The 13056-nt window shown below is 70.1% G+C and carries 11 protein-coding genes and 1 pseudogene; 7 read left to right on the forward strand and 5 right to left on the reverse strand.

Annotated features, from left to right (window positions below; all coding sequences use genetic code 11):
• Positions 1-52 precede the first annotated feature (52 nt).
• Positions 53-1318 carry an alpha/beta fold hydrolase gene (locus AC0680_RS33590; protein ID WP_478636510.1) on the forward strand — a complete coding sequence of 422 codons (1266 nt, stop codon included), beginning with the start codon at positions 53-55 and terminating at the stop codon, positions 1316-1318.
• Positions 1319-1370: 52 nt separating this feature from the next.
• Complete coding sequence (locus AC0680_RS33595; protein WP_478636512.1) at positions 1371-2633, forward strand: M6 family metalloprotease domain-containing protein; 1263 nt, start codon at positions 1371-1373, stop codon at positions 2631-2633.
• A 63-nt stretch (positions 2634-2696) separates the two neighbouring features.
• Here the strand turns inward: AC0680_RS33595 and AC0680_RS33600 are convergent, their stop codons facing one another.
• The gene (locus AC0680_RS33600; protein WP_478636514.1) at positions 2697-3620 is read right to left on the reverse strand and encodes a LysR family transcriptional regulator; all 924 of its coding nucleotides are present in this window, start codon (positions 3618-3620) and stop codon (positions 2697-2699) included.
• A gap of 176 nt (positions 3621-3796) precedes the next feature.
• On the opposite strand from AC0680_RS33600, the gene AC0680_RS33605 reads away from it, so the two are divergent.
• The 4 genes from AC0680_RS33605 (at position 3797) to AC0680_RS33620 (ending at position 10119) form a co-directional block, all read left to right on the forward strand.
• Positions 3797-5200: a M20 family metallopeptidase gene (locus AC0680_RS33605; RefSeq protein ID WP_478636516.1), complete on the forward strand. Its 1404-nt coding sequence runs from the start codon at positions 3797-3799 to the stop codon at positions 5198-5200.
• Between the two features lie 96 nt (positions 5201-5296).
• Positions 5297-6616, forward strand: a complete 1320-nt coding sequence (locus tag AC0680_RS33610) for an MFS transporter (protein WP_478636518.1) — start codon at positions 5297-5299, stop codon at positions 6614-6616.
• A 360-nt stretch (positions 6617-6976) separates the two neighbouring features.
• Positions 6977-7999: a hypothetical protein gene (locus AC0680_RS33615; protein ID WP_478636520.1), complete on the forward strand. Its 1023-nt coding sequence runs from the start codon at positions 6977-6979 to the stop codon at positions 7997-7999.
• A gap of 389 nt (positions 8000-8388) precedes the next feature.
• The gene (locus tag AC0680_RS33620) at positions 8389-10119 is read left to right on the forward strand and encodes a mycolysin (RefSeq protein WP_478636522.1); all 1731 of its coding nucleotides are present in this window, start codon (positions 8389-8391) and stop codon (positions 10117-10119) included.
• 92 nt (positions 10120-10211) lie between these two features.
• Here AC0680_RS33620 and AC0680_RS33625 read toward each other — a convergent pair whose 3' ends face one another.
• From AC0680_RS33625 to AC0680_RS33640, 4 genes and pseudogenes are all read right to left on the reverse strand, one after another.
• Positions 10212-10778, reverse strand: a complete 567-nt coding sequence (locus AC0680_RS33625; protein ID WP_478636524.1) for a GNAT family N-acetyltransferase — start codon at positions 10776-10778, stop codon at positions 10212-10214.
• Between the two features lie 89 nt (positions 10779-10867).
• A pseudogene (locus tag AC0680_RS33630) lies at positions 10868-11008 on the reverse strand (VOC family protein); the annotation flags it as partial.
• Between the two features lie 109 nt (positions 11009-11117).
• Entirely contained in the window at positions 11118-11543 is a 426-nt protein-coding gene (locus AC0680_RS33635) for a cytidine deaminase family protein (RefSeq protein ID WP_478636526.1), read from the reverse strand.
• Positions 11544-11564: 21 nt separating this feature from the next.
• Entirely contained in the window at positions 11565-11747 is a 183-nt protein-coding gene (locus AC0680_RS33640; protein ID WP_478636528.1) for a hypothetical protein, read from the reverse strand.
• 393 nt (positions 11748-12140) lie between these two features.
• On the opposite strand from AC0680_RS33640, the gene AC0680_RS33645 reads away from it, so the two are divergent.
• On the forward strand, positions 12141-12896 hold the full coding sequence (locus tag AC0680_RS33645; RefSeq protein ID WP_478636530.1) for a hypothetical protein: 756 nt from the start codon (positions 12141-12143) through the stop codon (positions 12894-12896).
• Positions 12897-13056 lie beyond the last annotated feature (160 nt).

The raw sequence follows: 13056 nt of genomic DNA on the forward strand, positions 1-13056 counted from the left end.
CACACCTCACCTTTCGTATCCGATTCCTCTCGCCGCGCCGGGAAAGGGCCCCATGAATCCTGCGTACGCCACCACCGATCACCTCTTCACCGTCCCGCTGGACCACTCCCTTCCCGACGGCCCGACCATCCGGGTGTTCGCTCGCGAGGTCGTCGACCCCGCCCGTACCGGTGAACGACTGCCCTGGCTGCTCTACTTGCAGGGTGGCCCCGGCGGTAAGGCGCCCCGCCCTTCGGCGGGTTCGCCGGGCTGGCTGCCCCAGGCCCTGAAGACCCACCGGGTACTGCTCCTGGACCAGCGCGGCACCGGCCGCTCCACCGCGGTCACCGCGCGGATGGCCGCACGGTTCGCCTCCGCGTCGCAACTGGCCGCGCATCTGGCCCACTTCCGCGCCGACGCGATCGTGGCGGACGCAGAACTGATACGTCGTCAACTGTGCGGTGAGGAACCCTGGGAGACGCTCGGCCAGAGCTACGGCGGCTTCATCACCCTCACCTATCTCTCCCGGGCCCCCGAGGGCCTGCGGGCCTGCTACGTCACCGGCGGCCTGCCCGGACTGGCCGCGACCGCCGACGACGTGTACGCCCGCACCTATCCGCGGGTGCGGGACCGGGTCCTGGACTTCTACGCCCGCTACCCGGACGACGCCCCTCGGCTCCGCAAGATCGCCGACCTGCTCGCGGCCGGCGACGTCCGGCTCCCCGGAGGCGACCGCCTCACGACCCGCCGCCTGCGCACCCTCGGCCTCGCTCTCGGCATGGGCGACGGCTTCGAGCGGATCCACTGGCTGCTCGACGAATCCCTCGATGCGGACGGCGAGTTGACCGACACCTTCCGCCACCAGGTGGAGACCCTGACCGGCTTCACCGACAACCCGCTGTTCGCCGTCATGCAGGAGACGCTGTACGGGCAGGCCTCCGGCCCGACCGGCTGGGCGGCCTCGCGGGCACTCGCCGGCTTCGCCGAGTTCGCGGAGGAGGCGGACCCGCTCCTGCTCACCGGGGAAATGATCTACCCCTGGATGTTCCGGGAGATCAAGGGCCTGCGCCCCTTCGAAGCGGCCGCCGACCTCCTGGCCCGGCGTACCGACTGGCCCCCGCTCTACGACCCGGACCGCCTGGCCGCCAACCAGGTGCCCCTCGCCGCGGCCGTCTACCACGACGACATGTACGTCGACGCGGGCCTGTCCCTGCGCACGGCGCGCGAAGTCGGCGCCACCCGCGTCTGGGTCACCAACGAATGGGAGCACGACGGCGTCACCGCTTCCGGTGGCAGCGTCCTCGCCCGCTTGATGGACCTGGCCGCGGGCCGCGCCTGAGCCGACGGTTCCCACGTAACCGCCCCTGGACATCGCCTCCGACGGGAGTGACATGCCTGCCCTGCCGACCCGCCTGCGCCCTTGTGCCGCGGCCCTCACCCTCACCGCCTGCCTCGCCGCCCCCACGACGGCGAACGCGGCCCCCGTCCCTCCGGCCCACCCTTCCTCGCCTCCCGCCGCCTGCGCGCTGCCCGGCAGAACCGGCTGGACCGACGAAGGCCACGGCACCGACCGCGTCCAGTTCCAGCCCGCCACCGGAACCCGGCGCGTCCTGACGCTGTTCGTGGACTTCCCCGATGCCCGGGCCACCGGCACCACCGACGAGTACGCCGCTCAACTCGCCCCCGCCGCCGACTGGTTGCGCACGGCCAGCTACGGCCGCACCCGCCTCGCCCTCACCCCACTGCGCCGCTGGATCCGCATGCCGGCGGATGCGGGCTCCTACGGCTTCGAGCGGGGCCTGACCTTCGAGGCCCACGAGAAGTACGTACGGGACGCGATCGCCGCCGCCGACCCGTACGCGGACTTCTCCCGCTACGACATGGTCCATGTCGTCCCCACCAGAGCGGCGGCCGCCGTCTCCTTCTCCCCGACCTACCTCTACGACCCGACCACGTCCGGTGTGACCGCCGACGGCACCCGCATCAAGTGGGCCGTGACCTTCGGCCAGGACCTGTGGCACTGGGGTCCCGAGGTCGCCGACCACGAGACCGGCCACACCTTCGGCCTGCCCGACCTGTACTCCTTCACCGGCGCCACCCATCGGTTCGTCGGCGGCTGGGATGTCATGGGCGATATCGCCGGTCACGCACCCCAGTACCTGGGCTGGCACTCCTGGAAACTCGGTTGGACCCGGGACGCCCAGGTCGCCTGCCTGGCCGCGCCCGGCCGGCGCACCGTGCGCCTGACCCCGGTGGAACGGCGCGGCGGCACCAAGATCGCCGTACTGCGCACCGGTGACACGACGGCGTACGTCGCGGAGTCCCGCCGGGCCGAGGGCAACGACCGGGACATCTGCTCGGCCGGCGTCCTCATCTACAAGGTCGACTCCGCGGTCCCGACCGGCGAGGGACCGGTCCGGGTCATGAACGGCAACCCGGCCGCCCGCCCGTCGCCCGACCTCCACCCCCAGAAGACGGCGCCACGCGCCGATCGCTCGCATGCCACCGGCTGCACCGGGCTCGACCTGGCGGCCTACACGCCCGGCCAGACCTTCACGGACCCGGACAGCGGCGTCCGCATCGACGTCCTCGCGGGCGGCAGGGCGGGGGACACGGTGCGGCTCGACATGGGGCGGGCCGGGCAAGGCCGATGACAGCCGCCGTCGGCATCATGAAGGCCTGGGGCGTGTCCGATGGCGGGACGAGACCCCGGACCGTCAAGACACCGGTCCTGCCGGGCGCAGCAGGGAGACCAGCAACCCGGTGAACTGTGTTGCCGCCCAGGAGAGTCGACGGCCGAGCATCGTCTGCACCTGGGCTTCGCGGCGGCGGAATACCGGGTGGTCGAGCGGCACGTAGACGACGCCTTCGGCGACCGGGTCCGGGCGCAGGTCGCCCACATTGCCCAGGTTGCCGACGAGTGCGATGCCGCCGCCGGAACGCACGAACTCGTACTTCGTGGCCATGGCGTCACAGACCAGGGCCGGCCGGACGGTCAGGCCCTCCAGTTGCACGCCGGTGTCGAAGAGGTCGCGCTGGGTGGTTCCGGCCGGGGGCAGGGCGAGGGGGTACGCGCACAGTTCGGCCAGGCCGACCCGTTCCCGGTCGGCGAGCGGGTGCCGGGGCGGGACGATGGCGGCCATCGGAACCACGACGGCGCACTCCACCCGTACGTCGTGCTGCGGGCCCATCGCGTAGGTGACGGCGACGTCGGCGATTCCTTCGGCCACCCTGCGGGTCGCCTCCTGAGGGGGCACGCGGTCGAGCTGGAACGTCACGTCGGGGTGGTCGTGCCTAAAGGCCGCCATCGCGCGCGGGACGAGGCGGCGTGCGAAACCCTCCGAGCAGGCCACGGTGACGTTGCGGGCGTCCGCGCCGCTGCCCGTGCGCAGTTCGGTCAGGAGCGCGGAGGACTCGGCCTCGCTGCGGCGGGCATGGGCCAGCAGACGTGATCCGGCGTCGGTCAGGGTCATTCCGCGCGGATGCCGGATGAACAGGGGGACGCCGACCCCGGATTCGAGCTTGGCGATCTGCCGGCTGATCGCCGACGGGGCGACCCGCAGGTTCTGGGCGGCCTCGCTCACCGCCCCGGTGCGGGCGACTTCGAGAAAGTACGCCAGGCTCACCGGCATGAGCTGCATCGGACCTCCATGGGTGGGGCGGTGTGCCGTTCTGACGCGCACACCGGTTTGCCGAGATTAGAACGCCGGGCAGCACAAACGGCAATGGTCACGGTGAGTCAGGGCCCCTACGCTGCTGAGCCAACACGGCACGTGCCGTGCACCCGTACCTGCGCCATGCTCAGGAGTAATCGCCAGTGATACCCGAAAATCTCGTCCAACAAGCCGAGGCGTACGTCGACTCGGGCGCCTTCTTCGCCGAGCTGAGCGCCATGGTCGCGTACCCGACGGAGAGCACCCGCCCGCAGAGTCACCTTGCCGTTACGGCATACCTGGACGAGGTGCTCGTCCCCGCGCTGACCGACCTGGGGTGCTCGGTGGCCTCATACGCCAATCCGGACCCCTCGGGCGGCCCGTTCCTCGTCGGCACACGCGTGGAGTCCCCGGAGCTCCCGACGCTGCTCTGTTACGGGCACGCCGACGTGGTGGACGGCCACGCGGGCAGGTGGAGCGACGGCCGCGACCCATGGACCCTGACCGCCGACGGCGACCGGTGGTACGGCCGTGGGGCGGCCGACAACAAGGGCCAGCACCTGGTCAACCTCGCGGCGCTGCGGCTGCTGCTGGCCGAGCAGGGGTCGCTCGGCTTCAACCTGACCTTCCTGTTCGAGACCGGTGAGGAGATCGGCTCGCCGGGCCTTGCCGCCTTCGCCGCCGCGCACCGCGAGGAGCTGCGGGCCGATGTGCTGATCGCCTCGGACGGGCCGCGCCTGGACGCGACGACGCCGACTCTCTTCCTCGGAGCGCGCGGTGGCGTCAGGCTCCTGCTCGATGTCGACCTGCGGCCGGACGCGTACCACTCCGGCAACTGGGGCGGCGTCCTGCGCAACCCCGCCACCACCCTTGCCGGTGCCGTCGCGAGCCTGGTCGACGGGCACGGCCGCATCCAGGTCCCGGCACTGCTGCCGCCCGGCCTCCCGGACCAGGTGCGCAAGGCGCTCACCGGCGTCGCGGTCGGGGGCGCTCCCGGCGACCCGGTCCCCGACGAGCAGTGGGGCGAGCCCGGCCTGACCCCTGCCGAGCGGCTCTACGGCGGGAACACCCTCGAGGTCCTGTCGCTCGGCTCGGCCGACATCGACCGCCCGGTCAACGCGATCCCCGGCCGGGCACGCGCCGCCCTGCAGCTGCGGTACGTCGCCGGAACCGACGTGAGCCGGATACGGGAGATCGTCACCGAGCATCTCACCGCCCACGGTTACCCGATGGTCGACGTGACCGTCCACCACAGCTTTCCCGCCGGCCGAACGCCGCTCGACGACCCGTGGGTGGGCTGGGCCAGAGCGACGCTGGAACAGGCCACCGGCAAGGCCGTCGCCGTCCTGCCCAACATCGGCGGTTCACTGCCCCACCACGTCTTCACCGACATCCTCGGCCTGCCCGCCCTGTGGCTGCCGCACTCCTACCCCGGCTGTCTGCAGCACGCACCCGACGAGCACCTGCTCGGCACGATCGCCCGAGAGGGCATCGTGCTGGCGGCCACGCTCTTCCACGCCCTCGGCCACGACCCGGCCGGCCTCCCGCTCCCCGCACGCAGCGGCTGACCCGCCACTTCCCGCACGCGCCCCGGCCCACCTCCGCTCCCCGTCCCCAGATCGGCCTGACGACCGTCAGCCCGGCGCCTGCCGGAAGGACCCGCGATGACCGAAGCCTCCCCTCGACCCACCCAGCCGGGGACGTCCCCGGCCGCGCCCCCGAGACGCGCGTCCGCCAAGCGCGCGATAGCGGCGGCGACCATCGGCAACGCCCTTGAGTTCTTCGATCTCGCCCTGTACGCCCTGATGGCGACGTACATCGGCAAGACCTTCTTCCCCGACGACGACCCCGGCATCCAGCTCGTCCAGACCTTCGCCGTCTTCGGCATCACGTATCTGGTGCGCCCGATCGGTGGCCTGCTGCTCGGCTCGTACGCCGACCGGCAGGGGCGCAAGAAGTCGCTGATGCTGTCGATCCGGCTGATGGTGCTCGGCACCGCGCTGATGGCGTTCATGCCCGGCTACGCCACGCTCGGATTCCTCGCGCCGCTGGGCATCGTGCTCGCCCGGCTGGTCCAGGGCTTCGCGGCCGGCGGCGAGTTCGGCGCCGCCACCTCCTTCCTGGTCGAGCAGGACAGCCGGCGCAAGAGTTTCCTCGGCAGCTTCCAGTTCGCCAGCCAGGGGCTCGCCACGGTGATGGCCTCCGTATTCGCCGCCGGCCTGACCGCGACGCTGTCCGATGCCCAGATGACGGCCTGGGGCTGGCGGATACCGTTCGTCTTCGGCCTCCTGGTCGGCCCGGCCGGCTATGTCATCCGCCGCTGCGTCGAGGAGCCGGCCGGGACGGCGCAGCGACCGGGGGCGCGGGAGGGCGGGGAGACGCCTTCGCCGATCCGCTCGGTGTTCCGCCGCCATGGGGGCGGCCTGCTGATCGCCGGCGGGGCGCTGATGGTCTCCACCGCACTCAACTACACCCTGCAGTACCTGCCCACCTTCGCGATCAAGGAACTCGGCCTGGACGACTCGCTGTCGTTCACCGCCCTGCTCATCACCGGCGTCATCCTCACGTTCGGGACCCCGGTCGTGGGCCTGCTCGCCGACCGCTTCGGGCGGCTGCGGATCATGGTCCCCGCCGCGGTCCTCATCGGACTGAGCGCGGTCCCGCTGTTCCTCTGGCTCACCACGGCACCGTCCTTCCCGGCACTCGCCCTGTGCATGACGGTCCTCGGGCTCCTGAAGGCGGCGTACTTCGGCGCGCTGCCCTCGGTGATGTCCGACGCCTTCCCGGTGGAAGCCCGCGCGACCGGGCTCGCGTTCAGCTACAACACCACGGTCGCCCTCTTCGGCGGCTTCACCCCGACGATCGCCGCGGCACTGGTCACGGCGACCGGCTCGCGGATCTCACCGGGCTACTACCTGATGGCCGTCGCAACTCTCAGCATCGCTGCGCTGGCCAGCGGATACCGGATCCGCGGCATCCGCTGAGAGCGCGTGTGGCGGGTTCCTGAAGTGACGCCCGGTCAACGCCCGTATCGACCATGACTGAACGCGACCCGCTGTCCAGCCGGCGCTGTTCGACGCCGCACAGTGCGACTGAGTCACGTCCGTTACAAACGTTACGGACGAACGCAATAGTAACTTTCTAGATTTTTTGCCGCGGCAGCACCCATTCGGAGCGCCAACTCCGCTGTTCCGTCGCACACGTCGATATCGACATCGACAGGCCTCGACGGCTCCCCGCTCTGGGGGCCACGGCCTGGCGAGGTGCGACAAGCGGGTGCGCCGCACACCCCCCACAAATCGGCGCGGCCCCAAGGGGCCGATGCCCGACTGATTGGAGACCGTGTGTCAACGCAACCGCAGTCCGAGCTCACTTCGGGCCGACGCAAGAGCAGTGTGGTGGCCGGGACACTGGCCACCGCGTTCCTCACCGGCATATCCCTGATCGGCACCCAGACCCCCGCCTTCGCCGAAGACGGTCAGCCCGCGAAGGTCGCCGACGGCACCTACGAGTCCGATCAGGACGTCCTCGCCGCGATGGAGAAGACCGATCCGGTCAACTCCTCGGAATCCTCCATGGGTTACCCGGCCGGGGTGGACAAGGACAAGGACGGCAACGTCAAGGCATTCACCCTGGCGGACGTGCAGGGCAAGTACGACCCCGAACAGGCCGTCAAGGACGCCCAGGCGGCGGCGACACAGTACGCGGCCGACGAGAAGCACTCCGCGCCGCTGCGGGAGAGCGCCAAGCACCTGGCCGGGGGATGGGCCGATGCGGCCAAGCCCGCCGCCACCGAAATCCGTCAGAACACCAAGGACGGCGCGCTGTCCGGCGGGCAGAGCGCCGAGCAGTACTGCAACATGACCAACACCGATTCGCAGAGCCCGTACTACGGTCAGGCGGCGCCCTGCATGTTCGTCGGGAAGGTCGACGAGAAGTACCCGCAGCGGGGCGCCAGCGACGGCCTCACCGGCGAGGGCAAGCTCACCTACAAGGTCACGGCGTCCGTCGCCGACGAGCAGAGCACGACCGAAGGCTGGCAGGTGGGCGGCAAGATCACGCCCTCGATCAGCGGCGACGGCGGATCGGTGGGCGGCGAGGCGAGCTTCACCTACAGCTACAGCTCCACGTCCACCACCAAGGTGCAGAACACCCGGGAGTCGGACGTCGAGATCAACGTGCCGCAGGGCAAGAAGGGCTATCTGGAGGGCCGGGCCAACGGCGCGACCTACACCGGCTACATCGTCGTCCGCGACCTCGACAGCAGCAACCAGGAGCACCTCGTGGCCATTCCGGCACGGGTCTTCATCCAGGCCCCCGGCAGTAGCAGTTCGGTCACTTGGGTCAAGCGACTCACCGCCGCGTAACAGGCCGGCGCAGGGCAGGGCCGACGTACGTGGGCCCTGCCCTTCACCGACTCGTCGCAGATCGTCGGCTCCATGCTCCATGTGCCGAGCGGGCGGCGCCCGTTGAAGGTCTCCAGGTCCCTTCTTCGGCGCCGGTGAGCGTGCGCCGGAACTCCGCCTTGTTCGCACCTCATCCACATTTTCCGCACTGGGCGATGACATGCGCAGGCCGTAGGTATATGGTTTCGGCCACTGTCACTCAGGGTGCAGCTCTGGCCAATGATTGAGCCAGTGATCGATCGCTGCAGTGCCCGGGGCGCAGTGCCCTACCCCCCTCACAGATCTGCCCGCGTGCACCGGACCCGGTCGTGCCAGACCCGGTCCGGTGCACGCCGCAGAAAGGCATGCCCATGTCCCGAATACGGGTCACGAAACCCGCCGCTCTGACCGCGCTGGCAGGCGTAGGAGCCTGTCTGGCAATCGTCGTCGTACCGTCCGCGTTCGCGGGCACGACCACTCCGGCCGGCGGCACCTGCACGATCCGCCCCGCGGCGAAGAGCTCCGAGGCGCCGCTCAGCTGTCTCGGCGTCACCGCTTCCCTCGACCGTCTGCCTGCTGTCGGCGAGCAGGCCACCCTCACCGTGGACGTCCGGGCGCAGGCCGACGTCAAGCGCGCCGGCCTGTCCGTCCAACTGCCGCCCGCGCTCCGGATGACCGGCGAGAAGTCCGGCCTCGCCGCACCCACCACGGACACCTTCGGCCAGCGCACAAGCCGGGAACTCGCCCTCACCCCCGGCACCCACACCGTCAAGCTCAAGGTCGAGGCCGTCGCCGCCGGACCCGCCCAGATCCAGGCGGACATCAGCGACATCGACCGCCCCGACCCGCGGCGCGCCGCGCACGACTCGGTGGAACTCACCGTCGGCACCTCCAACGGCTCCTCCGACAAGGGCGTCTCGGTCACCAAGGGCGACGCGGCCCCGGCCCACCGGCCCGGTTCCGGCGCCCGCAAGGCACGCCCGGTCACCCCCAAGGCCCCTGCCCCTGCCCGCTCCTCAGCCCGTTCCTCGGCCGCCTCGGCCCCGGACTCCGCCCGCGCCACCACCTCGGCGAGGTCTGCCTCCCGGACCTGTGTCGGCGGCACCTTCCGCAACCGCTTCCAGTCCGCCGAGGGCGGCAGTTGGAACGGCAAGGCCAACCGGGACGAGCCGGTCAGCAACGCCAACATCACCCTGTGGGGCAAGCCCACCGCCAACAGCGCCACGCAGAGGCTCGCCACGGGGATGACCGGCAACGGCGACGGGAAGTTCAACCTCTGCTTCACCCCGACCGCCTCCGTCACCGCCCAGGCATGGATGGAGTTCCAGACGCAGGCCGGTCAGATGTGGTCGGTCGTCGACGGCGGCGGCCGCCGCTACTCCACCGCCACGTACTCGCTGAACAACATCTCGGGCAGCACCAGTCTGGGCAACGTGTACGCCAACGACGGCCAGAGCCGTGCCTGGCACGCCCTCGACACCCTCAACAAGCTGTGGTGGAACCGCGGTTCCACGACCAACTGCTGGGCGAGCCGCCAGCAGGACGGCCACTGCACCCCGATCACCGTCCAGTGGTACCCCGGCTCCACCGACGGCACGTACTGGACCACCAGCGACGACAAGATCCACCTCGCGGACAACGACCCCGACTCCGAACACACCACCGTCCACGAAGCGGGCCACGCGCTCATGGGCAAGCTCTACAACGGCTGGTGGCCGAACGTGAGCAACTGCTCGCCCCACTACGTCAACCGCACCTCCTCCACCAGCTGCGGCTGGACCGAGGGCTTCGCCAACGCGGTGGCCTTCCACACCTTCAACGACACCACGTACTACTGGGGCAACGGCAGCTCCATGAACCTCGCCAATGACCGCTCCACGACCGGCATCGACTCCGGCGACGCCTGCGAGGCCCGCGTCGCCACCGCCCTCGTCGACCTGTGGTCCCAGGTCGACGGCGGCTGGACGAAGAGCAACACCATGATGTCCCGGACCTGGCAGTCCAGCTTCCGCGAGTACTTCGTCGACGACCGGCCCGATTACGGCCTGGACAGCGGCACGACGGCCCGGAACATCCTCTACAACCACACCATCCAGTACTGACACCGACCTTCTGCCAGCCGCATGAACCCAAACCCGTGGACCGGGCCGACCGTCGGCCCGGTCCATCCTTGTGTGTCCCAGACGCGGGGACATCAGACGCTCGTGTGCCGCATGTGCAGGTGGCCGTCGAGGGGGAAGGAGGGCGGCGCCGCGGGGAGGACATGGTCGAAGTCGTACCGGCTCTTCTGCGCCACCCGGCACGATGCCAGGTTGTCCACCTGGTGCAGGAGTTCGAGACGCGCCAGCCCGTCGTCGCCGAAGGTGTCGAAGGCCCAGCCGGTGAGCGCCTCCAGAGCGCGGGGGGCGACTCCCCTCCCACGCGCGTGCGCCGCGGTCCAGTAGCCCACCTCGGCCGCCGGATTGCCGGAGACGACTTCCTTGAGGACCACGTTGCCCACCAACTGCTGGCGAACTGGGCCGGGTTGTGCCTCGAAGACCGCGAAGCTGAACCGGTCTCCCGCCGCCCAGTGTCGCTGCTGGGCCCGCACCCACCGTGCCCCGTCGGCGTCGCTCTCCACGGCATGGCTCGTCCAGCGCCGCAACCCGGGATCGCGCAGCACCTCGACCAGTGCGGCTGCATCCTGCGTGCACCAGGGACGAAGCACGAGAGCAGGCGAGGCCGCCGTCGCGGCAACCTGAAGGGGGACGGGGGTACCCATTGGCAGATCATAGGCAGTGCGAGCCGGCGGGGCGCGCCATCTCCTGCGGGAAGGAAGCGACTGATCCGGCGAGCCGCTCTCAGCGCTTCTCAGCGCCGGACCAGGCAGAACGGATGCCCCGCCGGATCGGTGAGGACCCGCCACCTGTCCTCACCCGGCTGGTGATCCGGCTTGCCCGCGCCCAGCTCCAGCAGCCGGGCCTCGGCCTCGTCCAGGTCCTCGACCGCGAAGGCACCTCCGGCCGGATCGGGGGCTTTCACGATGGGCACGCTAGTGCCGTATCAGGCAACGTCCGCCCTGTTGTCGGTCGGCGGAGCCAGCGCGTGCTGAATAGCGCGGTTACTCGGTGTCGAGCTGGTGGTCGGCCCAGATGTAGCTTTCGGGCAGCAGGTCGGTGATGAGGACGGTTCGGATGCGATCGCCTTCGCCGACGATGACCTTGAGGGTCGGGAAGTAGTCCAGGAGGACCTGGCGACACCGGCCGCACGGGGGAACAACGCCTCGGTCGCGGTCGCCCACCGCGACGATCGTGTTCAGCTCGTTGGCGCCCTGGGCGGCTGCCGTGCCGATAAGGACCAGCTCGGCGCAGGGTCCTCCCGTGAAGTGGTAGGCGTTCACCGCGGTGACGATGCGGCCGTCCTGGGCGCGGGCGGCGGCTGCCATGGTGTGGTTGTCGCCCCGACAGCGAGTGCGAGCAACGTGCGCCGCTGCCTGGATGAGCTCGTGGTCGACGGGATGGTCGACGGGATGGGTCTGCGTGGTCATTGTCTCTGCCTTCGTCAGGTGTCACGCGACGTTGACCCGAGTGACGACGGAGCGCAAGTGAATATCGGCGGTGTGCCTCATCTCGGCGTTGTTCGCCCCGGCCCAGGTGCCGACCCGCTGGCACTTCAGCCGTCTGCCTTCGTCATCGTCGATCTCCCGTACACGTACGTACCTGTTCTGCCAGCTGGACAGGGTGACGGCCACGCGCCGCCCGGCACAGCACGGCGACGGCGCGTCACATCACAACAGGGCATGCGTTGCCTGCTGCGGCACTGGAGGCGGCCGCCCGCCTATCCCGAGCTCGGTCCTCGGTGGAGCCGGCGAGGGACGTACCACTGCCTTCGCGGTGCCTGTCGCCCGATCCAGTCGCTCAGCTGCTGTGTCGGGTTCAGCCGCCAGCAGCGCCAGCCCTTCCCGAGACGTCATTTCCGCTGCTAGTTGTCATGAAAGGATCAGGATATTGATCCTGTGTGAGGAGACGTGAGAGTGAGCAACCACCAGCCTCCGCCGTCCGGTTACCCGGCCCCTGGCGGTCCACCGCATGGCGGCTGGCAGCAGCCCGGCCCAGAGTCTGGGCCGCAGCCCGCGTGGGGTGCCGTGCCGCCGCTGGGAAGCGGACCGGGCGGACCGAACAACTGGGGCGGCCCACCGGTCGCCCCGCCCCCGCAGCGGAAGGGCAAGGGTGCGTTGATCGCCGTCATCTCCGTGGCAGCCGCGCTCGTGCTCGCGCTGGCGGTCGGTGGTGTCGTGTGGTTCCAGAGCCGGGACAGCGAGATGGTGCCGTACACCATCAGCCTTCCGAACAAGCTCCTCGGCGACTACTACAAGAAGAAGGACATCCCCAACGTCTGCCCCCACTCCGACTGCCTGACGTCCATAGACGAGGTCAAGAAGCTGGGGATCAAGAAGGGGTTCCCCCGGGGGGCCTACTACATGACCCCGGTCGGCGACCCCAAAGAGCAGCCGACGATGACCGTCATCGGCATCCAGGGAACGGTCACCAACCCGACCGACTCGGTGGACGCGGTCCTGACGCGCATGCACAAGGACGACAAGAAGAACGCGAAGACGCTCGGAGTCAAGATCGAGGTCATCGAAGGGACCAAGAAGACCGCGTGGAAGGGCGACACGTTCGACGGAACCCTCATGATGTGCGAGTCGGTCATGATGCAGCCGAAGCACGGCCTCGACAATGACGTGACGATCACCCGCTGCGTGTGGGGTGACACCAGCGCTGTGGGCATCGTTCAGCAGCAGGGGGCGGGCATCAAGTCCGACGTGATGGACACCAACGAGCTGACCGACGCCACGCTCAGGATCCGGAGCCAGTTGCGGCAACCGCACCCCGCCTGACATGCGGAAGACCGTGTGTGTACGGCACCGGCTGTGACACCTCGCTGTCGGATTCGGCGCTCGGCGGAGCGGTCTGGGCCGGAGCCGGCTGATCACCCAACACCCGCCCCCGGCCTACGCCACACGGCTCTTCGACGCGCGGGCCGCCGGCGCCACCGAG

This window comes from Streptomyces sp. NPDC043738, from assembly GCF_056436545.1.

Bases quoted from the DNA above. Each gene is read 5' to 3' on its own strand.
- AC0680_RS33620 (WP_478636522.1), top strand. From the start codon at position 8,389: ATGTCCCGAATACGGGTCACGAAACCCGCCGCTCTGACCGCGCTGGCA.
- AC0680_RS33610 (WP_478636518.1), top strand. From the start codon at position 5,297: ATGACCGAAGCCTCCCCTCGACCCACCCAGCCGGGGACGTCCCCGGCC.
- AC0680_RS33600 (WP_478636514.1), bottom strand. From the start codon at position 3,620: ATGCAGCTCATGCCGGTGAGCCTGGCGTACTTTCTCGAAGTCGCCCGC.
- AC0680_RS33625 (WP_478636524.1), bottom strand. From the start codon at position 10,778: ATGGGTACCCCCGTCCCCCTTCAGGTTGCCGCGACGGCGGCCTCGCCT.
- AC0680_RS33635 (WP_478636526.1), bottom strand. From the start codon at position 11,543: ATGACCACGCAGACCCATCCCGTCGACCATCCCGTCGACCACGAGCTC.
- AC0680_RS33590 (WP_478636510.1), top strand. From the start codon at position 53: ATGAATCCTGCGTACGCCACCACCGATCACCTCTTCACCGTCCCGCTG.
- AC0680_RS33595 (WP_478636512.1), top strand. From the start codon at position 1,371: ATGCCTGCCCTGCCGACCCGCCTGCGCCCTTGTGCCGCGGCCCTCACC.